The sequence below is a fragment of the Uliginosibacterium sangjuense genome, from assembly GCF_059132465.1.
This window is the reverse complement of sequence record NZ_CP101132.1, coordinates 3513901-3536934: the sequence shown is the minus strand read 5'-3', so window position 1 is coordinate 3536934 and position 23034 is coordinate 3513901. Positions and strand designations below refer to the sequence as shown.

The window sequence follows — 23034 nt, the reverse complement described above, 5'->3', positions numbered from 1 at the left end:
GGCCTGTGCTTCCAGATAAGTAGAAAGCCGCGCGCCTCTCTATGGGTGGGAGAGGCGCGCGCAGCGCATGGTCAGAGCTTCAGGGCCGGACAATGGGCCTGCAGTTCCTGCGCGGACAGCTTGCCGTCATGGTCACCGTCGAGGCCATCGAAACCTTGTTGCAGGCGCGGCCCCATATGGAGTGCTTCGTCGCGACTGACGAAGCCGTCGTGATCGGCATCAGCCTGGGTGCAGCCCATACCAGCTCCCATTCCGGCGCCCATTCCCGCTCCCATCCCACGGCCGCCTGTCATCTGCATTCGACCACGTCCCATGCCGGGGCCCATGCCAGGGCCGGACTGGGTTGGCCGCATGGCGCCCTGGGCGGTGGCGCGCATGGCCTGCAGTTCTTCCGCCGAGATCTTGTCGTCCTGGTTGAGGTCCAGGGCATTGAAGCGCAGGGCCATTTGCGGCAGGGACTTCTCGGCCTCGCTGCGCGACAGGAAGCCATCCTTGTCGGTATCGGCGAGTTGGAAGTTCTGCACGATGCGTCCTTGCGGCTGGGCCATGCCGCCTTGCATGCGGCCATAGCCCGGGCCGCCCTGGGCGAGGGTCAGGCTGGTGACGAGGCTGGCGGCGAGCGCGGTGCCGGCCAGGATGGCGAGTGTGCGGGTTTTCATGATGTCCTCCGTTCGCGTCGGCGGACGAGGTGTCCGTGGCGCATTGCCTGCGGAAGGCCACGGCATCGTCGATGCGGGTGGCGCCTGTCGCTCTGTCGGAGGAGGCCGGCGGGTCGTGCCGTCGGCTCTTTCTGTCTGCGGCCTCCGGCGGGGCTGTCCGGAGGTGTGTGGTTCCAGTATTGGTCAGATCGGGTGAGAAGCTGTGTCTACCTCACGAGGATGTGTATGCCTTTGTAAATGGGCCGCCCAGCGGAGCTGCGGTCGGAGTGGGCGTATGGGGGATCAGGCGGTGGGCATCCTGGCCGGTGTGCGCGGGTCGAGGTTGGCCTTGATGCCGCCGGAGAAGCTCTGCACATCGAAGCCGTGCTGCACCAGTACGCGGGCTGCGAAGTAGCTCATCTTGCCGTAGGCGCAGACCGTCACCACCGGCCGTGTCGGGTCGAGCTTGTCGAGGTTGGCGCGCAGCGTCGGGAAGGGAATGTTGATGACCTTGCCCGGAGCGGGGTAAGCCTCGGCCAGCGGTTTCGGGCGCACATCCACGATCTGCACCTGAGGATCGTCGGGCAGGCGGGTGAGGTGGCGTACCAGCCCGTCGCGACGGTTGCAGGCGGCGAAGCCGGCGAGGTTGATGGCGTCCTTGGCGGCGCCGAAGGGCGGGGCGTAAGCCAGTTCCAGGTGGCACAGGTCGTCGATCGTCATGCCACCCAGGATGGCAGTGGCCAGCACGTCCAACCGCTTGTCTATGCCTTCGTAACCGGTGGCCTGGGCGCCCAGCAGGCGGCCCGTGTCCGGTTCCCACAGGATCTTCAGGGTCAGCGGCTTGGCGCCGGGGTAGTAACCGGCATGGTGCTGGTCATTGACGGTGACGGTCTCAAAGGGTTTGCCGGCAGCCTGCAGACGTTTCTCGCTCCAGCCGGTGATGCCGGCTGCAACCGCGAAGCCGCGCACGATGGCGGTGCCCAATGAGCCGGGGTAGGGGCGGGCGTGCTCGCCCAGGATCATGTGGTCTGCGGCCACGCGGCCCTGGCGATTGGCTGGCCCGCCCATGGGCACGTTGACCGGGCTGGGGATCACGCGATCCTGCGTCAGCACGGCGTCGCCCGCGGCGTAGATGTCGGGGTCGGATGTGCGCATGTGGGCATCGACCACGATATGCCCGCGCGGGCCCAGCGCCAGGCCGGCCATGGCGGCGATCCGGGTGTCCGGGCGCACGCCGATGGACAGGATCACCAGGTCGGCATCCAGGGTTCGGCCGGACTTCAGGTGGCAGCGCAGCGTCTCGCCGAGCGACTCGAAGCGCTCCACCGCATCGCCCAGCGTGATGCCGATGTCGTGCTGGCGCAGCTCGGATTCCAGCAGCGCGGTCATCGGCGCGTCGAGCTGCGGGAAGATCTGTGGCTGCAGCTCCACCAGCTCGACCTTGAGGCCCTTGTGGCGCAGTTGCTCGCTCATCTCGATACCGATGAACCCGGCGCCGATCACGACCGCGCGCTGCCCCTCGGCAGTGGCGGCGACGATGGCGTCCATATCCTGCAGGTTGCGCAGGGTCAGAATGCGATTGTCATCCATGCCGGGCAGTGGCGGGCGTAGCGGCGAGGCCCCCGGCGCCAGCATCAGCTTGTCGTAGCTGAGCCACTCATGGTGGCCGTCCGCCAGGTAACGCACTTCCACCCGCTTGTTGGCGCGGTCGATCTGCAGGGCTTCGCAGCCGGTGCGCACATCCAGGTTCAGCAGGCCCTTGAGGCTGGCGGGCGTCTGCACCGCCAGCACGCTGCGATCACTGATCTCGCCGCCCACGAAGTAGGGCAGGCCGCAGTTGGCGAAGGAGACGTCGGGGCCGCGTTCGATCATCACGATCTCGGCCTGCTCGTCGAGGCGGCGTGCGCGGGCGGCGCAGGAGGCACCGGCGGCGACGCCACCGATGACGAGGATCTTTCGCGGATTGCTCATCAGGAACTCCGGGCTGAACTGAGGGGATGCGGTGGGATTCAGGCTTGAAGGCTGCGCACCCAGCGCACGATCTCGGCGGCCGGGCGCGCGCCCATCTCGCGGGCGATCTCCCTGCCCTGGCGGAAGATGGCCAGCGTGGGGATGCTGCGGATACCGAAGCGCGCGGCGATCAGCGGGTAAGCCTCGGTATCGAGCTTGGCCAGGATGGCCTGCCCGCGCAGTTGCTGTGCGGCGTCGGCGAACATCGGTGCCATTGCGCGGCAGGGGCCGCACCAGGGCGCCCAGAAGTCGACGACGATCGGCAGCTCGCTGCGCTCGGTCAGGACATCGAAGTTGTCGGCCGTCAGAGTCAGTGGTTCGGTGGAGAGCAGCGCCTGTTTGCAGGCGCCGCAGACGGGGCCCTCCGTAAGGCGCTCGTCCGGTACGCGGTTGAGGGTCAGGCAGTGCGGGCAGGGGATGTTCATGGCGTCCAGGGATGTTTTGAGGCTATTTAATTATATAGTTATGTAGAGAATTAATTTCAAGCCTCGGTCTGGCGACTCATCCGTCACCGGGATAGGGCTGATCAAACCGCGTGATCGTCCCGGGGGCTGCGTCCGAGCGCGCAGCGAGCCGCAAGGCAGGCACTGGGGGCCTCCACATGGGTATGCCTGCGCTGCGCAATCTCCTGGAGCGTGTCGCCGGATGAACTCGACGATGAAGCCCTGCACCGGGCCCTGGCGCAGTACCGCGGATCGCGCAAGGCGCTGGCCGAGCAGCCGGGTTCCGCGAGCGCACCCTGTTCCGCCGTTTGCCGGCCTTGCGCGGCGACTGAGCGGCCCCATCTGCGACGGAAGGGGACGCCGCGGTGCACACGCCCGTCCGCAAGGATGCTGGCGTGGCCCCATTCCTGTCGTACTCCTTGTATTGTCCGCCTCGGTGCGCCCAGGACCCTGTCGCCTTGCGCCGCGCCTTTCTTCGGCAGCGTTCAGGCTGAAGCGACATCCTGCCCATGAGACATCCGCATGCAACAGCTCATCGACCTCTTTGACCAGCATGGCCCCCTGCTCGTCTTCCTCAACGTGCTGGTGGAGCAGTTGGGCGTGCCGGTGCCGGCGGTGCCGACCATGGTGGTGGCCGGCGCGCTGGCGGCGGATGGGCGGCTCAATGGCTGGAGTGTGCTGATCCTGGCGGTGCTGGCTTCGGGCATCGCCAATTTCCTGTGGTTCATGGCCGGGCGGCGTTTCGGTACGCGTGTGCTGGGCCTGATGTGTCGCATCTCCTTGTCGCCGGATGCCTGCGTGCGCCGCACCGAGAACGTGTTCGCGCGCTGGGGCCTGGTGTCACTGTTGGTCGCCCGCTTCGTGCCTGGCCTGTCGGCCGTAGCTTCGCCGCTGGCCGGCTCGATGGGCTTGCCGGCCTACCGCTTCGTGCTGTTCGATTCACTCGGTACCAGTCTGTGGGCCGGCACGGCCATCGGCGGCGGCGTGCTGTTCGCGCGCCAGGTGGAGGCGGTGCTGCGGGCGCTGGCCGAGATCGGCGGCGTGGCGGTGGTGGTGTTGCTGGCCTTGCTGGCACTCTACGTGGCCTGGCGCTGGGTCGAACGGCAGCGCCTGCTGAGCTTCTCGCGTGCGCACCGCATCGGGGTGGAGGAGTTGCAGGCGCTGGTCGATAGCGGTCAGGCTCCGGTCATCGTGGATGTGCGCTCGACGGTGGCGCGCGAAGGTGATCCGCGGCGCATCCCCGGCGCGCTGGAGGCCGAGCTGGAGCAGGTGGAGAGCCTGTTGGCGCATCTGCCGCCGGAGCGCGAGATCGTCTTCTACTGCAACTGCCCCAACGAGGCCTCGGCGGCGCTGGCCACGCGCCGCATCAAGCGCCATGGTTTCAAGCGGGTGCGCGCGCTGAGCGGCGGGCTGGATGCGTGGTACCGGCGCGTCGGCGCCGGCTCCTGAACGAAGCTGGCCGGGTTCAGCCCGCAGGGCGCGAGGCCATGGCCTCACCCATGCGGATCGCGCCGCCGGGCTGCCAGGCCGGGTTGAAGGCCAGGGCCTGTTTCGGCAGCAGCAATACCACGGTGGAACCGAGCAGGAAGCGGCCCATTTCCTCGCCCTTGGCGAGCCGGATGTCCTGCCCTTCGTAATGCCATTCGCGTAGCGTGCCGGGGCGCGGCGGGTTCACCACGCCATGCCATGTCGTCGCCATGCTGCCGACGATGGTGGCGCCGACCAGGGCCATCGCAAGCGGGCCGAACTCGGTGTCGAACACGCACACCACGCGCTCGTTGCGCGCGAACAGGCCTGGCACGCCGCGTGCGGTGGTCGGGTTCACCGAGAACAGCGCGCCCGGCACATGGATCATGCGCAGCAGGCGTCCGGCGCAGGGCATGTGGATGCGGTGGTAGTCGCGCGGGCTCAGGTACAGCGTGGCGAAGTAACCGTCGCGGAACTGCGCGGCCAGCTTCTCGTCGCCGCCCACCATCGCGGTCGTGGAGTACTTGTGGCCCTTGGCCTGGAAGATCTGGTCCGCTTCGATCGGGCCGAACTGGCTGATCGCACCATCCACCGGGCACAGCAGGTCGGCCTCGGCGAAGGGGCGCGCGCCGGGCTTCAGCGCGCGCGTGAAGAACTCATTGAACGTGGGGTAGGCCGCGATGTCCGGCTGCGCCGCTTCGTTCATGTCCACCCCGTAGCGCCCCACGAACCAGCGGATCACCGAGGTGGTCAGCGCGCCGCCCTGGGCCGACGCAGCCTTGCCGGCGAGCGTGGTCAGCAGTTGTTTGGGCAGCAGGTACTGGGGCAGGACTTTGAGGCGGTCGGACACGGGGCTTCCTTGGGGGTGAGGCGAGGGAGGCATTGTAACGGTGCAGGGGCCCCGACATTTCCCTGCCGGCAAGAGGGGCTTCAAAGTCACTGGGTCCCTGCCTTCGCAGGGACGACGCTGGCGAGGGGCCGCGCCCGGCTTTCGTCATTCCTGCGAAGGCAGGAATCCAGTGTCTTTGGAGTGAGCGGGAACGGATGTCGGGCGCAGGGCTCAGAGCTGCGCTGGCGTGGCCGCCAACTTCACCCCCAGCGCATGCAACAACTTGAGCACCGTGTCATAGCGCGGCTTGGCGCCAGGGGTGAGTGCCTTGTAGAGACTCTCGCGGCCGAGCCCTGCGTCCTTGGCAAGCTGGGTCATGCCGCGCGCACGCGCAACGTCGCGGATGGCGCTTAGGAACACGTCCGGGTTGGGGTCTTCAAGCGCCACGCTCAGGTATTCGGCAATGCTCTCGTCGTCGCTGAGATAGTCGGCGGCATCGAAAGCCGCGTAATTCTGTTTGGCCATGGCATTACTCCTCGTCCAGGGCGCGCGCCATTTCGATGGCGCGCTTGATGTCGACCTTCGCCGACGGGTTCGCAGTCTCCGAAGTTGCCGTGCTCAGCAGAGCGGATGCGGTGGAGGATGCGGGCCAGGGCAATCTTGTCGCGCAAGGACTTCAACCAGGTGTCGAACGCATCTGAACGCAGGAAGGTGTTCATTCCTGCAATGTATCCAATCGGATACGCTACGACAAGTCAGGGATACAGCCCCCGCTCCTCCCGCGCATTGAGCACGCGCGTGCAGGCCACGACGTAGGCTGCGGTGCGCAGCGGGATGTCGTGCTCTTCATGGGTGCGCCAGATGTTGTCGAGCGCGCCAAGCATGATGCGGTCCAGGCGTTCGTTGATTTCGTCCTCGCTCCAGAAGAAGCTGGAGAAGTCCTGCACCCATTCGAAGTAGGAGACGGTCACGCCGCCCGCGTTGGCGATGACGTCGGGTACGACGGTGATGCCGCGTTCGTTGAGCAGTTCGTCGGCGGCCGGCGTGGTCGGGCCGTTGGCGGCTTCGATGACGATGCGGGTGTCGAGGCGTTCGGCGCGTGCGCGCGTGATCTGCCCTTCCAGCGCGGCCGGGATCAGGATCTCGCAGGGCTGCAGCCAGAATTCCTCGTCGCTCATTGCCTCGGCCTCGGTGAAGCCGGCGATGGCGCCGTGCGTGTGCGCATGTTCTTCCAGCCTGGGGATGTCGATGCCATGTGCATTGAAGAGCGTGCCGCTGTGATCCTGCACCGCGAGCACCTTGGCACCGGCCTCGTGGAACATGCGCGCGGCCACCGAGCCGACATTGCCGAAGCCCTGCACCAGCACGCGGGCGCCGGCCAGGGGCAGACGCAGGCGGGTGGCGACCTCGCGTCCCACTACGAACACGCCGCGCCCGGTGGCGTTGACGCGGCCCAGCGAGCCGCCGAGGGGGATGGGCTTGCCGGTGACCACGCCGGTCGCGGTGGCGCCGGTGTTCATGGAGTAGGTGTCCATCATCCAGGCCATGATCTGGCCGTTGGTGTTGACGTCGGGCGCCGGGATGTCCTTTTCCGGGCCGATGATCAGCCCGATCTCGCTGGTGTAGCGGCGGGTCACGCGCTCCAGCTCCTTGGTCGACAGGAGTTTCGGGTCGATCCGGATGCCGCCCTTGGCGCCGCCGTAGGGCAGGTTGACCGCGGCGTTCTTGATCGTCATCCACCCGGCCAGCGCCATCACTTCTTCCAGCGTGACGCCCGGGTGGAAGCGCACGCCGCCCTTGCCCGGGCCGCGCGACAGGTTGTGCTGCACGCGGTAGCCCTCGAAGTGGGCGACCATGCCGTTGTCCAGCTCGATCGGGATGTCCACGATCAGGCAGCGCTTGGGGTGGCGCAGGGTCTCGGCCCAGCGCGACAGGCGGCCGAGGTAGGGCACCACGTCGTCGATTTGCGACAGGAAGGTGCCCCAGGGGCTGTCGGCTTGCGGTGTGACGTAGGACAGGGCTTGCATGATGTGTGTCTCCTGTGTGGGCCAGTTCTCTTCTGACTGTGGCGGGCGGGGCGTGGTTCAGGCGAGGGGTGGGGCAGTGCTTGCCAGGGCGTCACGATCCGTTTCGTTATGAAAACCCCTCCCCAGCCCTCCCCTTGTCAGGGGAGGGAGGTCGCCAGGGCCCGATGGCAGTGCTCCTCCCCTGACAAGGGGGCGAAGTGGGGAATTCGGAGTGCATTGCACTCCGCCCATGCAGCCGCGAGCCCATGCAGGGGCGAGAGTGGAGGTCGGGAGGGGTTTGTGTGTTGCCTTCGCATGACAACAGCGCTTGTGAATAGGCATTCACGCCTCCTCCCCACCCAGCAGGCTCGCGTTGCCACCCGCGGCGGCGGTGTTGATGCTCAGCGTCTGCTCGCTGCAGAAGCGCGCCAGGTAGTGCGGGCCGCCGGCCTTGGGGCCGGTGCCGGAGAGGCCCTCGCCGCCGAAGGGCTGCACGCCGACCACCGCGCCGATCATGTTGCGATTGACATACACGTTGCCGACACGCGCAGCCGCCGCGATGGCTTCGGCGCGACCTTCGATGCGCGTCTGCACGCCCAGCGTGAGGCCGTAGCCGAGGCGGTTGATCTGCGCCACCAGGGCCAGCGGGTCGCCGCGCCAGCGGACGAGGTGCAGCACCGGGCCGAACACCTCCTCGCGCATGACATCCGGCGCGGCGATCTCGAACAGGTGCGGCGCGACGAGGTCCGGGTGATCCGAGCGCATGCGCGGCGAGAGCGGGATTTCCTGGGCCTCGCCCTTGAGCCGCACGATGTGGGCGCGGATCGCACGCGCGGCATCGGCGTCGATCAGGGGCGGCACGTCGCTGGCGAAATCCCAGGGCTCACCTGCCTGCAGCTCGGCTACCGCGCCCTGCAGCAGGGTGATGAAGGGGGCGGCGATCTCTTCCTGCAGGCACAGCAGGCGCAGCGCGGAGCAGCGTTGCCCGGCAGAGCGGAAGGCGCTGGCGATGACCGCGTCGACCACCTGCTCGGGCAGGGCGGTGGAGTCCACGATCATCGCGTTGAGGCCACCGGTCTCGGCGATCAGGGGCACCAGCGGGCCATCCTTTTCGGCCAGCGCGCGCTGGATGTGGCGAGCGACGGCAGTGGAGCCGGTGAAGGCCACGCCGGCCACCTGCGGCTGCGCGACCAGCGCGGCGCCGACCGTCTCGCCCGCGCCGCAGACGAGTTGCAGCACCTCGGCGGGAATGCCGGCGGCATGGAGCAGGGCGACCGCCTGGGCCGCGATGGCCGGCGTCTGCTCGGCCGGCTTGGCGATCACCGCGTTGCCGCTGACCAGGGCGGCGGCGACCTGGCCGATGAAGATGGCGAGCGGGAAGTTCCACGGGCTGATGCACACCCATACGCCGCGCCCGCGCAGTTGCAGCAGGTTGCGTTCGCCGGTGGGGCCGGGCAGGCGTTGCGGGGCGAGCGTGGTCTCCGCCTGTTGCGCGTAATAGCGCAGGAAGTCGATCGCCTCGCGTACCTCGGCCAGCGCGTCGGGCCAGGTCTTGCGGCCCTCGGCGACGAGCTGGGCGCAGAATTCCGGCAGGCGCTCGGCCAGCGCATCGGCGGCCAGCCGCAGGCAGCCGGCGCGCCGCGTCACCGGCCAGGCCGCCCAGGCGGGCCAGGCCTGCGCAGCCGCCTGCATGATCTCGGGGACGATTTCCTGCGGCGTGTCGGCCGGGGCAGGTAGGGCTCGCCGGTGGGACCAGGCCTGTTGCAGGCGCAGTCGCTCGTCGGCGACCGCGAGGTCCAGCCCGGGGGCATTGAGGCGCAGTTCGCCGTAGCGGAGGGGCGGCAGCACGAAGCCGCTGCGTCGCGCCACGCGCAGCGGTGAGACCAGCAAGGCCTCGGGTTTGATCGCCGGATCGGCGATCTGGTGCACAAAGGAAGAGTTGGCCCCGTTCTCCAGCAGGCGACGCACGAGGTAGGCCAGCAGATCGCGGAAACGCCCCACTGGCGCGTAGATGCGGATCGGCACCGGGCTGTCGGCCAGCACTTCGCGGACCAGGGCTTCGCCCATGCCGTGCAGGCGTTGCAGCTCGCAGGCGAGGCCGGCGCGGCGGGCCATCTGCAGTGCGGCGGCCAGGCTGGCCGCGTTGTGACTGGCAAACTGCGGGTAGATCACGTCGCCTGCGTCCAGCATGGCGGCGGCGCAGGCCAGCCAGGACAGGTCGGTGTGCGACTTGTGGGTGAACACCGGGTAGTGGGGCAGCCCCAGCTCCTGCGCGCGCTTCACCTCGGCATCCCAGTAGGCGCCCTTGACCAGGCGGCACATGAAGCGCAGCTGATGGCGGCGGCCGATGGCGGCCACTTCGTCAACGAGGTCCAGCGCGCGCGTCTGGTAGGCCTGCAAGGCAAGCCCCAGGCCTTGCCAGTGCGGAAAGCTGGCGGCGACGCGGCGCGCCAGGGCTTCGAACAGGTCCAGCGACAGCTCCAGGCGCTCGACCTCTTCGGCGTCCAGCGTGAGGTTGAGGTTGGCGCGGGCGGCGGCCTCGACCAGTTCCCAGGCGCGCGGCAGCAGCTCGGCGGTGACGCGCGTGGCCTGGGCCCATTCGTAGCGTGGGTGCAGGGCGGACAGCTTGATCGAGATGCCGTCCCGCGTGCGTGGCGCGTGCGGGCTGGCATCGGCGGGCAGGCTGGCGGCGATGCGCGCGATGGCGTCGTGATAGGCGGCCAGGTAGCGCAGCGCATCCTCCTCGCTGCGTGCGGCTTCGCCCAGCATGTCGAAGGAATACAAAGTGGCCGGGTGCTGACGGCGCGCGGACTGCGCGCGGTCCAGCGCGTGGGTCATGTCTTCGGCCAGCACGAACTGCTGGCCCAGCAACTGCAGCGCGCGCAACGTGGCCGCCACCACCGCCTGGGCGCCAAGCCGGCTCAGCAGGCCGGCGCCCTCGCGTTCTTCCTGCAGGATGCGCCGCGACACGTCCAGCGCGGTGCCGGAGAGGCGGGTGAGCAGGGAGTCACCCGCCTGGGCGAAGTCCGCCCGGCCGAGCTGGTCGGCCGTCAGCGCGATGGCAGTCTCGCTGTCGGGCACGCGCAGCAAGGCTTCCGCCAGCCGCATCAGGGCCAGACCCTCGGCGCTGCTGATCGGGTACTCGTGCAGCAGGCGCTCCAGCGCCCAGTAGGCGGGCGGATGGGCGCGCACCCGCTCGATCCAGGGGCGCCCCACCGATACCACGGCGGGCCAGTCAAGGCGGGTGATCACTCGGTCCAGGCAACGGCTGGCGATCTCGGTCTCGTCACGGTAAGGGCTGGGCAGGCGCATGCGGGACTCCGGACACACTAGATTCATCTTGGATCAGATGCCGGGCGGGGGCCAGGTCATGAGCAATGCAGGACTGAGTAACGAGGACTGAGTGCTGAGTGCATATTTCCGCCGGCCGAGCCGGCGCATGCTGATCCTCAGTCCTTCTTTTTGTTGCAAACGAGAACAATTCTCAGTTAGTATTCGCTCACGCCATCGAGTCAGGTCCTCCATGGCGTGCGGTGCGTGTGTGGGGGAATCGGCCGGGGGGCAGCGTTCCTTCACCGCCAGGGCGTGGGGCTCGGGCAGCACGCACCGCCTGTCTCTCAATCCCGCGAGCCAGCCGCGCGCCAGCCAGCGAACCATTCAGGAAGTTGCATGAATACTCGTTGCATGGCCGCGCCGGGCGCGCGCGCTCTTCGTTCTCGTCATTCCCTCAAGCCTTGCGCGTGGCTCGTCGCCGCGCTGTTTGCCGGTGCTGCGCAAGCGCAGCAGGCGCAGGAACCACAACTGATCGCGCAGGTCCGGTCGGGCGTGCCGCAGGTGCTGCCGGCCACGGTGGTGTCAGCCTCGCGCCAGGAGCAGTCGGCCGACGAGGTGCCGGCCACGGTGACCGCCATCGACGACAAAGCCATCGCGCACAAGCTGCCGGCGGATGAGTCGGCGCTGTTCGCCGACGAGCCGGACATGGCGGTGCTGCGCGACCGCCGCCGTTACGGTTCCGTGTCGATCAACATCCGTGGCATCGAAGATAACCGTGTGCTGCAGCAGGTCGACGGCGTGCGCCTGCCGGATTTCTACAGCCGTGGCGGCCCGTCCAACATCTCCACTGCGACGCGCGACGCGCCCGAATTCAGCTTCCTCAAGCGTGTCGAGGTGCTGCGCGGCCCGGCCTCCAGCCTCTATGGCTCGGATGCCATCGGTGGCGTGGTGTCCTACCTCACGGTCGATCCGCAGGACATCCTGCAAGGCCGCCAGCTCGGTGGCGACATCGGCACGGCCTGGAACGGCGTGGACAACGGCTGGCTCAACACGGCTTCGTTCGCGGCTGGCGGTGAGACGGTGCAGGGCCTCATCAAGTACGCCACGCGCAGCTCCAGCGAGATGAAGAACATGGGGACGGACGGCAGCACCTCGCTGTCGCGCACCGAACCCAATCCGCAGGACAACGACAGCCGCGCCTGGCTGGCCAAGCTGGTGATCACGCCGGCCGCCGGGCACCGCGTGCGCCTGACCGCCGAGCACCGCGACACCGACAGCCAGGTCGACGTGCTGCGCCTGTCCAGTTCGCTGCCGCGCGTGACGACTTCCAGCGGCACCGAGGAAACCGAGCGCGACCGCTACAGCATCGACTACGAGTGGAAGTCGACCGGCGCCTTCCTCGACCGCCTGTACACGCAGCTCTATCGCCAGGAGTCCAGCAACCTCACCGATACGCTGCAACGCCGCTCGCGCACCACCAGCACCTGTTCGGCCAGCACGGCCGGCACTTTCGACTGCAATGTGCAACTGGGCTTCAATTTCGAGCAGAAGAGCACCGGCTACACCTTGCAGGGCGAGAAGACGCTGGATGCCGGCTCGCACGCCCACAAGCTGATGGCGGGCCTGGACTATGTGAAGACCGAGAGCGCCGAGTCGCGCACCGCCACCCGCACCACGCTGCAGACCGGCGTGGTGTCGAACAACATCGCCGGCGAGCAGTTCCCGCTGCATGACTTCCCCAACGGCAGCACCACGCTGATGGGTCTGTTCCTGCAGGACGACATCCAGTTCGCCGATGGTGCGGTGGTCGTGACGCCGGGCCTGCGCTTCGACCGTTACAAGCTCTCGCCAGAATCGGACCCGCTGTTCGACTCCGCCGCCACGCGCCCGGCCAGCAGCAAGAGCGAGTCACAGCTCTCGCCCAAGCTGTCGGCGCTGTGGCAATACGCCAAGACGCAGTCGGTCTATGCGCAATGGGTCAATGGCTTCCGCGCGCCGAACTACGAAGAGGTGAACGGCAGCTTCCGCAACACCGCGCAGAGCTACGGCAGCAGCCCGAACCCCGACCTCAAGGCCGAGACCAGCACCGGCTGGGAGCTGGGCTGGCGCTACCGCGACGAGCGCCTGTCCGGCAGCGTCGCGGTGTATGACAACCGCTACGAGGACTTCATCGAGCAGGTGCGCCTGAACTGCCCGAGCGATCCGTCCTGCCTGTCCGGTCTGGCCTCCACCTACCAGTACCGCAACCTCAACAAGGTGCGCATCTACGGTAGCGAGTTGCGCGGCGCCTGGCAGTTCGCGCATCACTGGACGCTCGATGGCGCGCTGGCCTGGGCGCGTGGCGAAAACGAGGAAACCAGCCAGCCGCTCAACAGCGTCAACCCGCTGACCGGCAGCTTGGGTGTCACCTGGACCGTGGATGCCAAGCGGGACAAGGGTGCCGCGCTGCGTATGCGTGCCGCCAAGGGCGTCGAGCGCGTCGATGAAACCACCCAGACCTACTTCAAGCCGGGCGGCTACGCGGTGTTCGACACCCAGTTGTGGTGGCAGATCGTGCCTGGCCTGCAAGCCAGCTTCGCCATCAACAACCTGCTCGACCGCAAGTACTGGTTGTGGGCCGACGTGCGCCAGGCCGGCGTGACCGCCACCGAAGCCGGCACCGACTTCTACACCCAGGCCGGTCGTACGTATTCGGCTTCGTTGAAGTACAGCTTCTGAGCGTTTTGCGCGAAGTGATTGTGTAGCCAATAACCCCTCCCAGCCTCCCCTTGTCAGGGGAGGAGCACGCCCAGGGGGCTTGCGATCGCCCTCCCCTGACAAGGGGAGGGAAGGGGAGGGGTTCAGCAAAGTAGAAGGAATACGTTTGAAGCCCATCCCCTGGCGTCGCGTGCGGCGCCATGTCTTCCTGTTGCTGTGGTGCCTGCTGGTGCCCATCGCCTTCTGCGCGCAGCCGCGTGCGCAGGTGCCGACCCAGCCGCGCGTGGCCTGGCTGGCTGCCGCACCCGCACCGGGCGGCAAGTACGAGCTGCTGCGCGAGCAGGCGCAGCGCGCCGGCTTCCAGTTGGACGCGCGCTACATCGAGTCCTTGGACGAGGCCGCGCTGGCGCGTTTTGCGCGCGAGGCCGATCTGCTGGTCGTCGAGACCCCGCGTCCCGGCCTGCTCGAATTCATGCTCGGCAAGCTCGGTGCGAACTGGAGCGAGCGCAAGACGCCGCGCCTGCTGATCGATGGTGAGCGCGTCGAGGCGCAGGGCATCGAGCGTGCGCTGGCCACCCGCCTGCACGCCTATGCCACCCAGGGCGGCCGGCAGAACCTGCAAGCCCTGGCGCGCAGCCTGGCGGCGCAGCAGTTCCGCCTGCGTGATGACAAGGACATCCCCGCGCCGCAGACCCTGCCGGTCGCGGCCTACTACCACCCGCGCCTGGCGCAGACCGTGACGACTCGGCCGGACGAGGCGCTGGCGGTCTCCGGCAAGCCGGGCCAGCCGGTGGTGGCCATCGCCATCCACCAGACCTATGTGTCGGCCGTGGATGGCGGCTTCGTCGACAGCCTGATCGCCGAGGTCGAGGCACGCGGCGCGCGCGCGCTGGCCTTCTACACGCCGATGATGAGCGAGGACCCGTTCCTGCGCATGCTCGCACCGGGCGGAAAGCCGGGTGAAAAACCCTTGGCGGACGTGCTGGTGAACAGCCAGATCATGTACGACGCGGCGGGTCGCAAGGCCGAGTTCGAGCGCCTGGGTATCCCGGTGCTGCAGGCCATCCCGTACCGCCGCGGCAACACGGCAGACTGGCAGGCCGACTCGCAGGGCATGCGCCTGATCGACGTGCCCTTCTATCTCGTGCAGAGCGAGATCGCCGGCAGCATGGACCCGATGATCGCCTCGGCGGTGGAGAAGGGCACGGGTCGCGTCGAACCGATCCCGGCGCAACTGCGCAGCATCGCCAGCAAGGCGATCAATCTCGCCAGCCTGCGCCACAAACCGAACGCGGAAAAGCGCGTGGTGGTGATGTTCTACAACTACCCGCCGGGCGAGAAGAACCTCTCCGCCTCGTTCATGAACCTGCCCAAGAGCCTGGCCAACACCCTCGCTGCCATGCAGGCCGCCGGCTACCGCACCGAGGCGCGCGACGCCGACTTCCTGACCCAGGAGCTGGGCCGCCTGCTCGCCCCCTTCTACCGCGACGGCCAGCTTCCGCTGTTGCTGGACGCGGGTCTGGCCGCCTGGATGCCACTGGCCGATTACCAGCGCTGGTTCGACAGCTTGCCGGCGAGCCTGCGCGAGCAGGTGACGGCGCGCTGGGGCACGCCGGACAAAAGCGCGATGGCCTACACCCGCAACGGCCCGCGCGGTGTCGAACGCGGTTTCGTCATTCCGCGCCTGCAACTCGGCAACGTCACCCTGATGCCGGTGCCGCCGCGCGGCGAACGCAAGGACAGCCAGGAGGCCGCGATCTACCACTCGACCAGCGAGTCGACCAATCACTTCTACCTCGCCGCCTACCTGTGGGCGCGCAGCGAGCGCGACGCGCTGGTGCACTACGGCACCCACGGTTCGCAGGAATGGACGCCCGGCAAGGAACGCGGCCTGTCGGTGGACGACCAGCCCTTCGTGGTGCTGGGCGATATCCCGGTGGTCTATCCCTACATCGTCGACGACGTGGGCGAGGCGATCCAGGCCAAGCGCCGCGGGCGCGCCACCATCGTCAGCCACCAGACGCCCAGCTTCCGCCCGGCCGGCCTGCACACCGAGCTGAACGCCATGCACGACCTGCTGCACCAGTACCTGCAGCAGGACGAAGGTGGCGTGAAGGACGTGCTGCGCCGCGACCTGCTCAAGAAGGGCGCCGCGCTGCACCTGTTCGAGGACATGGGCATCAGCCGCGCGCAGGCCGAGGCCAACTTCGCCGACTGGCTCAACAAACTGCACGACCACCTGCACGCGCTGGCCGCGCAACTGCAGCCTTATGGCCTGCACAGCTTCGGTGAGAGCAAGGGCGATGAGCTGCGCCTCTACACCGTGATGACCATGCTGGGCATGGATTTTTATAAGCGCATCGATCCGCAGGAGCCCGAGGAGCTGTTCTCGCACGACTACAAACAGCTCGCCGACAGCAAGCCCTTCGTCTTCCTGCGCCGCTTCCTCATAGCCGGCGAGTCGCCCGAGGCGATCAAGGATGCCGCGCTGCGGGCCGATGTGCTGCGCGCCAAGACGCTGTGGACCAGCCTCGATGCCAGCCCGGAAATCACCGGCCTGCTGGCTGGCCTCAATGGCGAGTTCCTGCCCACCAACACCGGCGGCGATCCGGTGCGCAACCCCGAGTCGCTGCCGACCGGGCGCAACCTGTACGGCTTCGACCCCTCCAAGATTCCGACCAGGCAGGCCTGGGAAGCGGGCTTCGCCGCCACCGAGGCGATGATCGCAGACTACCGCCAGCGTCACGGCAAGGCGCCGAAGAAGCTGGCCTACTCGCTGTGGAGCGTGGAGACCATGCGCCACGCCGGCGTGCTGGAAGCGCAGGCGATGGCGGCGCTGGGGGTGCGGCCCAAGTGGGACCAGGGCGGGCGCCTCAATGGCATCGAACTGATCCCGGCCAGCGAACTGAAGCGCCCCCGTGTCGACGTGGTGCTGTCGGCCACCGGCCTGTACCGCGACCACTTCCCGAATGTCATGAAGTGGCTGGCCGAGGCGGTCAAGCTGGCCGCCGCGCAGCAGGAGCCGGACAACGCGGTACGCGAGAGCTCGCAAGCGATCCGTCGCGCGCTGGCCGGGCGTGGCCTGCCGGAAGCGAAGCTCGCCGCGTGGGCCGACACGCGCATCTTCACCAATGCCTCCGGTGGCTACGGTACCGGCCTCAACGAGGCCACGCTGGCCTCCGACAGTTTCGCCTCCAAGGGCAAGGAGGCCGACGCCAAGCTCGCCAACCTGTACCTGTCGCGCATGCAGTACGCCTACGGGCCGGACGAGCGCGACTGGGGGCAGAAGCTCGACGGCGTGAACCTCTACGCCGAGAACCTCAAGGGCGTGGAGGCGGCCATGCTGGCGCGCAGCTCCAACCTCTACGGCATGCTCACCACCGACGACCCCTTCCAGTACCTGGGCGGGCTCGGCCAGGCGGTGCGCCATCTCACCGGCAAGGCGCCGGAGCTGCTGATCTCCAATCTGCGCGATCCGCGCGCGACGCGCACCGAGACGGCCGCCGGCTTCCTCGCCAGCGAGCTGCGCACGCGCAACTTCCACCCCGGCTGGATCGAGGGCATGAAGGCCGAGGGCTACTCCGGCGCGCTGAACATGCTCGACTCCATCAACAACTTCTGGGGCTGGACGGCGACCGCGCCCGAGATCGTGCGCGACGACCAGTGGCAGGAGTTCGCCGAGGTCTACGTGCGCGACAAGTACAAGCTGGGCATGGACAAGTGGTTCGAGCAGAACGCGCCGCAAGCCCAGGCGCAGATGATCGAACGCATGCTGGAAGCCGCGCGCAAGGACTACTGGCAGACCGACGAGTCCACCCTCAAGCAACTTGCCCAGCGCTACCGCGAGCTGTCGCGCCGCTACGACATCCGCAGCGACAACGCCGCCTTCCGCGACTACATGGAGCAGCACGCCGCGCCCGCCGTCAGCGGCTTCGGTATACAGGCCGCCGCACCGGTGGGCGCCGCCCAGGCCGCCCCCGCGCCGGCCCCGGCCGAGTCGCAGGAGGCCCAGCCGCCTGCCGCACCGCCCGTCGTGCAAGGCATCAAGCTGGAGAAGGTCGAACCGCCCAGCCTGCCGCCGCCCTCGCTGGCCTGGCTGCTGGCCGCCTGCCTGATGCTCATGGCATTCGGTGGCGGGGCGTTGCGGGCGGTGCTCGGCGTACCGGGCGGGAGGCCGGCATGAGCCCGAGGAATTCGATGGTCATTCAAAGACACTGGATTCCTGCCCCCGATCAGGTCGAGGGCAGGCTCTGCGCAGGAATGACGGAGCTCGTCGCGCAGGCCATCACCCATTCGCCGTCGTCCCTGCGTAGGCAGGGACCCAGCGTCTTTGGTTTTCGCCACGCACGGCCCGCACGCTCAGTAGGGTGGGCACGGCGTGCCCACGCGTCTGCGCTGCTCGACGGTCTCGCGTGGGCTCACCGAGCCCACCCTACGCATCGAATGACGACGCTCCTCCCGTTTTCCCGTTTCACCACTTCATCAAGCAAGGTCTCCGTATGACACCCAGCCCGATCGAAACCATGATGTACGACATCGGCCAGCTCTTCCTGCTGCCGGTGCTGGTCCTCATCGCCATCCTGTTCCTGTATGCCTTCTGGGCGCTCGGACATTTCCTCACGCAAGCCCTGCAGCGCGTGCGCAACCAGCCGGAGAGCGGGCGTGGCTACGCGCTGATCGCGCATGCCCGCCAGCACAAGCTGAGCGATCCGGACGCGCTGGACGTGGCGGCCCACAAGCTGCTGGAGAAGGAGCGCATCGCTACGCGCGTGGCGCCGATGCTGGGCCTGGTCGCCACCATGATCCCGATGGGCCCTGCCTTGCGCTCGCTGTCCGACGGCAACCTCGGCAACGTCGGCATGAGCCTGACCATCGCCTTCTCGGCGGTGATCCTCGCGCTGATCGCCGCCTCCATCACCTTCCTCGTCGTCGGCGTGCGCCGTCGCTGGCTGGCCGAGGAAATGGTGTGGCTGGGCGGCCGGGAGTGGCGTGTATGAACGCCATCGACACGGCCACCGAAGAGGCGCTGACCAGTGCACTGCGCGAGCCGCGCCGCCGCGCCAGCAGCTTCCTGCACGAGGAGGAGGGCGACGACCCGATCCTGTCGGTGGTGAACCTCATCGACGTGTTCCTCGTGATCATCGCCGCGCTGCTGATCAGCGTGGCGCAGAGCCCGGCCAACCCCTTCTCGGCCGAGAACGTCACCGTCATCAAGAACCCCGGCCAGCCCGACATGGAAATCACCATGAAGGAAGGCCAGAAGATCACCCGCTACCAGGCCAAGGGCAGCATCGGTAGCGGCGATGGCACCAAGGCGGGCGTGGCCTACCGCCTGAAGGACGGCTCGATGGTCTACGTGCCAGAGAGCGAAACGACACCCGAAACGAAAACAGGAGAGTAAGCATGGACATCGATCCCGAAATCGCCGAATCCCGCCCCGCCGTGCTGCTGGCGTCCGCGCTGCACCTGCTCACCTGCTCGGCCGCGCACGGCGTGTCGCGCGCCAAGTGCGAGTCGCTGGTGCAACACCTGTCGGCGCTGGCCGACAAGCCCGACACCGATCCGCTGTTGGCCCGTGCCTGTGACGAGCTGGCCGACGTGTGGCACCGCCTGGCGCAGGAGCTGCAGCAACAGGCGCAGGCGCGTGCCCAGGCGGCGCAGCCGGTACCGGCCGGTGCGACCTTGCACTGAGTCGTTTTCACCCACCTCTGTTACCTGAAGGAGTGTCCGCCATGATGATGAGTATCGACACAGTCCAGCAGCAGCTCCAGCAAGTGCACGCAGGCAGCGCGATCAACGAGGCCGTGCAGCGGCCGCGCATCAGCTCGCACAGTCTCATGAAGGGCAACAAGCTCTTGCTGATCGACCACGAGGGCATGCAGTACACCCTGCGCGTCACCCGCGCCGGCAAGCTGATCCTCACCAAGTAACTGTCTGAAGACCGATCTGCACCGTGCAGGATGGGGGGCGGGTCGGTCGTGCATACCCATCCTGCATGGCGTCATCAGGCGGCTGAGCGCCCGTCGCACGCCATCCACATTCACCCGCAAGGAGTACAAGCATGTCCCGTTATACCGGTCCCCGTCTCAAGGTCATGCGCGCGCTGGGCGTCGATCTGCCCGGCCTGTCGCGCAAGACCATCGCCGACCGTCCCAACCCGCCCGGCCAGCACGGCGCCCGCCAGCAGCGCAAGTCCGGCTTCGGCCTGCAACTGCAGGAGAAGCAGAAGCTGCGCTTCAACTACGGCCTGTCGGAGCGCCAGATGCGCCGCCTCGTCATCGACTCGCGGCGCGGTCGCGGCTCCGCCGGCGAGAAGCTGGCCGAGCTGCTGGAGCGTCGTCTCGACAACGTGGTGTTCCGTGCCGGTTTTGCAGGCTCCATCCCGGCCGCGCGCCAGCTCGTCAATCACGGTCACTTCCTGGTCAATGGCCGCGCCGTCAACATCCCCTCGTTCCGCGTGCGCGTGGGCGACGTGGTGAGCCTGCGCGAGAAGAGCCGCAACCTGCTGGTCATCAAGGGCAGCCTGGCCGACGTTGCGCTGACCCGCCCCGAGTGGCTGCATTTCGACGAAGCGAATTTCGCCGCCACCGTGAGCCACCTGCCTGCGCTCAGCGATATCCCCTTCCCGCTGGAGATGCAGTTGGTGGTCGAGTACTACGCGCAGCGTCTGTGATGTGTGGTGCGGCGCGCACCCGAACTCGTCGTCCCTGCGAAGGCAGGGACCCAGCGACTTTGTTTTCCGCTGCTGTGGCTGGATAGCCAGAAAGACGCTGGATTCCTGCCCCCGATCAGGTCGAGGGCGGGCCCTGCGCAGGAATGACGGTTTGCCGGCCCGCGCATCACGCGCCGTCGCCCCCGCGAGCGCAGGGGCCCAGCGGCTTGGGGTCGATCCGTCCCGGTCTTGTTGAGCTTCACTTTGCCAATACGTCCACGCCAAGGAGTCCGCCATGAAATCCCATCTGTTCGATCGTGCCGCACCCGGCCAGTTCGTGGATATCCGGGTCATGGGCCGCCTGCCGGTACCGGCGGACATGGGGGGCAGCCCGGCCGAGGCGGCGCAGCCGCGTCGTCACAAGCTGTGGGAGCTGGGCAAGCACCTGCACTGCCCGATCATCGGCACCTGCTTCACCACCGCGACGCTGCGCCGCCTGTTCGCACGCAGCGAGTACGAATGCCCCGAGGTGGATGAAGACACCGGCTACACCCTGCACACCCTGGTGGTGAGCCTGGCGCAGGCGCGCAACGGCTTGTCCGAATCGCTGCAGAAGGAGCTGGAGCGGCAGTACGGCCAGGAGGCCCGCGCCTGGCTGCAGATCAAGGAGCGCAAACTGCTGATGCAGCGCTGGCGCGAGGCCATACGCGACGGCAAGGTCGAGGCTGCGCTGTGGGCGGTGGCCACCCATCCGCTGGCCGATGCCTTCGTGCAGGACGAAATCTCCAAGGACGTGCACATGCTCTCGCACCAGGTCGGCGCCTCGCAGCGCGCCGACCTCGCGCGTCTGGCCCAGGCCGAGGAACTGGCACGTCAGCAGGCCCGGCAGATGACAGAGCTAGGGGCGACGCTCGACGCACGCGGCGAAGAATGTGAGCGCCTGCGCCAGGAACTGGCCGAAGCGCGTCAGGCCCTGGCCGTGCAGCGCGAGCGTGAGCAGCGCCTGCAGGCCGCCTTGCAGGCGCTGGAGACGGGCGAAACCCTGCGTGCCCTGCAGGCCGATAACGCACGCCTGCAGGAAGAGCTGGCGCATAGCCAGACCCGCCGGCGAAGCTTGCAGCTTCAGTTGCGTGAAGCCCGTAGTGCTCCGGGGCCGCAGGCCGTGCCGGCGCCGCCCGCCGTGGAGGCCATCGCGCAACCGACCCAGCCCTGCCCGGTCGACGCTGCACCCCCCGACCTGGCCGGCAAGTGCGTGCTGTGCGTGGGCGGCCTCACGCGCAACTGCGAGCAATACCGCCAAGCCGTGGAGTCGCTCAACGGCCGCTTCGCCCATCATGATGGCGGCATCGAAGACAACGCCCACCGCCTGCCACCCTTGCTGGCCTCGGCCGACGTGGTGGTGTGCCATGCCAGTCACGTGAAGCACAGCGCCTACTACGTGGTGAAAAACTACTGCAAGAAGATCGGCAAGCCCTGCCTGCTGATCGAGGGCAGCAGTACCGGCGCGCTGCTCAATGCGCTGCGGCGGCCAGGGTTGTCAGTTGTGTAGGGTGGGCACGGTGTGCCCACGCAGCAACGATTGAATACCATAGACACAACTTGGCTTCAGCCGACGCTAATTACGACGCCGGAATAGCTACAATTGGGCGCGATATCGTGAGTGGTCTTGCCCCACGTATTTGGGTCTTGGTTGCTCTGGAAGTGCAACTCCAGGCGGAATGGTCTGTCATTGCATGCAGTATTCAGGATTGGTGTGTAGTTTCCGTCTCGGTAGCAAGTATCGGCGTCCTTGAAGCAATTTCGAGTAACCGCTGGCATCGCAAATGGATTCCCAAATTGCCCATTTGCGGCGGTCATCCGGCCTTTCCTCAGGGTGAAATTGGGTGCCAATAGTGACAGGTTGATAAGATAGCCGGCGTCAGTTACTGAAACACTCCCTTGAACTGGTGTGAAGTCTCCGAGTACTTCGGGAAAATGCTCATCCCGGCTGGGGTCGAAGGCTTCGATTGGCACAGAAGGCTGAGTTGTTATTGTCTTCACAGTTGCTCTCCTTGGATTTTGGGGTCTTGGCGGCGTCCCCCGGTGGCCGTTTGCAATCTGCGGGCTTGCAAAGCCCAACATCTGAATTGAGCGGACTGCACGGCTTTTCGCGCAGGTCCGCTCGAGTGATGGGTTGGGCGGCAGTGGTTCATTGCGTTGCTTGGCTCCACTCGCTACGCCACGCTTTCAGGCTAAAGTCCTCCCGTTCCCAGAGCAATGAGGAAACAACTTCATCAACGGCCTTTTGTACGTCGCTAAGTACCGCTGCTGAGGCAACGGGGCCAACAATGGTTCCACCGGTACCAACGCCGTCAGACTCGGCTAGCGCACGGTGCCAAGCAAAGCGAGTAGCAACGTACTGGCTGAAATACTCGGGAGCTGGCGACTCACCAAAGTGGTTTTCCGGAAACCATGATGCTAAATGCCCCAGCATTTGCACCACGAGGTCGATTAGCTCATAGGTGCCTTCCACCATCTCGACTGTAATGCCGGTGTCCCAGCGTGGCCGGGCAGTGGAGTAGCCACTGGCGAGGACACTAGGAAGGCTCTTTACATATGTAACGAGAGCTTCATCCGCCGGGATCATGAGGGCTTCCGCCTCGGGCTCAGTCGACGGAACGACTACGGCAGAGCCAGCCATCCTAAGCGCGGCAAGTTCATCGGCTCTGTCTCGGCGAACGACTACTCGCGTATGCCAATCATCTCGGTATTGCGTTACAAGACGGGCGTCGAGTTTTCGACCAAAGCCACCTTTGATCTGTGTGTCGTCGTGACAGAGCAAACATAGAACCGAGAGATTCGCCTTGGCGTTGTTAGCCGGATTTTCGTCGATGTGGTGAATTTGAACCGCGCGACCAGGATCTCGACAGACGCAACAGGTATGGTCTGACGTGAACAGCAGTTCAGCCGAGACTTCAGGTGGTATCGGAACGCGATCCTTAGCCATGCGTATCATGTCGCCCAACGTGGAAGTAAGCGG

The 23034-nt window shown here is 67.1% G+C and carries 19 protein-coding genes; 10 read left to right on the top strand and 9 right to left on the bottom strand.

Translation table 11 applies throughout. The features are described from left to right. Positions 1–71 precede the first annotated feature (71 nt). The 3 genes from NMB43_RS16240 to trxC all read right to left on the bottom strand — a co-directional run bounded on the left by NMB43_RS16240 (position 72) and on the right by trxC (position 3073). Complete coding sequence (locus tag NMB43_RS16240; RefSeq protein ID WP_494349206.1) at positions 72–659, bottom strand: EF-hand domain-containing protein; 588 nt, start codon at positions 657–659, stop codon at positions 72–74. Positions 660–941: 282 nt separating this feature from the next. Continuing rightward, complete coding sequence (locus NMB43_RS16235) at positions 942–2609, bottom strand: FAD-dependent oxidoreductase (RefSeq protein ID WP_494349205.1); 1668 nt, start codon at positions 2607–2609, stop codon at positions 942–944. Between the two features lie 38 nt (positions 2610–2647). Beyond that, positions 2648–3073 (bottom strand): thioredoxin TrxC, encoded by a 426-nt coding sequence (gene trxC, locus NMB43_RS16230; protein ID WP_494349204.1) that lies wholly within the window; start codon positions 3071–3073, stop codon positions 2648–2650. A 540-nt stretch (positions 3074–3613) separates the two neighbouring features. Here trxC and NMB43_RS16225 point away from each other — a divergent pair. Next, positions 3614–4540: a DedA family protein/thiosulfate sulfurtransferase GlpE gene (locus NMB43_RS16225; protein ID WP_494349203.1), complete on the top strand. Its 927-nt coding sequence runs from the start codon at positions 3614–3616 to the stop codon at positions 4538–4540. Between the two features lie 16 nt (positions 4541–4556). Here the strand turns inward: NMB43_RS16225 and asd are convergent, their stop codons facing one another. Together asd and NMB43_RS16215 are read right to left on the bottom strand one after the other, a co-directional pair. Further along, on the bottom strand, positions 4557–5408 hold the full coding sequence (gene asd / locus NMB43_RS16220) for an archaetidylserine decarboxylase (protein ID WP_494349202.1): 852 nt from the start codon (positions 5406–5408) through the stop codon (positions 4557–4559). 210 nt (positions 5409–5618) lie between these two features. Then, a complete protein-coding gene (locus NMB43_RS16215) occupies positions 5619–5912 on the bottom strand; it encodes an addiction module antidote protein (protein ID WP_494349201.1) in 294 nt (97 codons plus the stop codon). Between the two features lie 47 nt (positions 5913–5959). Between NMB43_RS16215 and NMB43_RS16210 the strand changes: the two genes are divergently transcribed. After that, positions 5960–6088, top strand: coding sequence for a hypothetical protein (locus NMB43_RS16210; RefSeq protein WP_494349200.1), 129 nt, complete (start codon positions 5960–5962; stop codon positions 6086–6088). Positions 6089–6142: 54 nt separating this feature from the next. Here NMB43_RS16210 and NMB43_RS16205 read toward each other — a convergent pair whose 3' ends face one another. Together NMB43_RS16205 and NMB43_RS16200 are read right to left on the bottom strand one after the other, a co-directional pair. Then, positions 6143–7414, bottom strand: a complete 1272-nt coding sequence (locus NMB43_RS16205; protein WP_494349199.1) for a Glu/Leu/Phe/Val family dehydrogenase — start codon at positions 7412–7414, stop codon at positions 6143–6145. Between the two features lie 321 nt (positions 7415–7735). After that, positions 7736–10705 (bottom strand): L-glutamate gamma-semialdehyde dehydrogenase, encoded by a 2970-nt coding sequence (locus NMB43_RS16200; RefSeq protein WP_494349198.1) that lies wholly within the window; start codon positions 10703–10705, stop codon positions 7736–7738. Positions 10706–11062: 357 nt separating this feature from the next. On the opposite strand from NMB43_RS16200, the gene NMB43_RS16195 reads away from it, so the two are divergent. From NMB43_RS16195 to NMB43_RS16160, 8 genes are all read left to right on the top strand, one after another. After that, entirely contained in the window at positions 11063–13384 is a 2322-nt protein-coding gene (locus NMB43_RS16195; RefSeq protein ID WP_494349197.1) for a TonB-dependent hemoglobin/transferrin/lactoferrin family receptor, read from the top strand. Between the two features lie 145 nt (positions 13385–13529). Then, positions 13530–17546, top strand: a complete 4017-nt coding sequence (cobN, locus tag NMB43_RS16190; protein WP_494349196.1) for a cobaltochelatase subunit CobN — start codon at positions 13530–13532, stop codon at positions 17544–17546. Between the two features lie 316 nt (positions 17547–17862). Beyond that, positions 17863–18360, top strand: a complete 498-nt coding sequence (locus NMB43_RS16185; RefSeq protein WP_494349195.1) for a MotA/TolQ/ExbB proton channel family protein — start codon at positions 17863–17865, stop codon at positions 18358–18360. Continuing rightward, positions 18357–18764 carry a DUF2149 domain-containing protein gene (locus NMB43_RS16180; protein WP_494349194.1) on the top strand — a complete coding sequence of 136 codons (408 nt, stop codon included), beginning with the start codon at positions 18357–18359 and terminating at the stop codon, positions 18762–18764. Before NMB43_RS16185 ends, NMB43_RS16180 begins: the two co-directional genes overlap by 4 nt. A 2-nt stretch (positions 18765–18766) precedes the next feature. After that, positions 18767–19054, top strand: a complete 288-nt coding sequence (locus tag NMB43_RS16175; RefSeq protein WP_494349193.1) for a hypothetical protein — start codon at positions 18767–18769, stop codon at positions 19052–19054. Between the two features lie 41 nt (positions 19055–19095). Next, on the top strand, positions 19096–19293 hold the full coding sequence (gene hemP / locus NMB43_RS16170; RefSeq protein WP_494349192.1) for a hemin uptake protein HemP: 198 nt from the start codon (positions 19096–19098) through the stop codon (positions 19291–19293). Between the two features lie 131 nt (positions 19294–19424). Then, on the top strand, positions 19425–20036 hold the full coding sequence (gene rpsD, locus NMB43_RS16165) for a 30S ribosomal protein S4 (protein ID WP_494349191.1): 612 nt from the start codon (positions 19425–19427) through the stop codon (positions 20034–20036). Positions 20037–20310: 274 nt separating this feature from the next. Further along, on the top strand, positions 20311–21564 hold the full coding sequence (locus tag NMB43_RS16160; protein WP_494349190.1) for a DUF2325 domain-containing protein: 1254 nt from the start codon (positions 20311–20313) through the stop codon (positions 21562–21564). 56 nt (positions 21565–21620) lie between these two features. On the opposite strand, the gene NMB43_RS16155 is transcribed toward NMB43_RS16160, so the two are convergent. Together NMB43_RS16155 and NMB43_RS16150 are read right to left on the bottom strand one after the other, a co-directional pair. Then, on the bottom strand, positions 21621–22055 hold the full coding sequence (locus tag NMB43_RS16155) for a hypothetical protein (protein ID WP_494349189.1): 435 nt from the start codon (positions 22053–22055) through the stop codon (positions 21621–21623). A gap of 148 nt (positions 22056–22203) precedes the next feature. Further along, a complete protein-coding gene (locus NMB43_RS16150) occupies positions 22204–23001 on the bottom strand; it encodes an HNH endonuclease signature motif containing protein (protein WP_494349188.1) in 798 nt (265 codons plus the stop codon). Positions 23002–23034 lie beyond the last annotated feature (33 nt).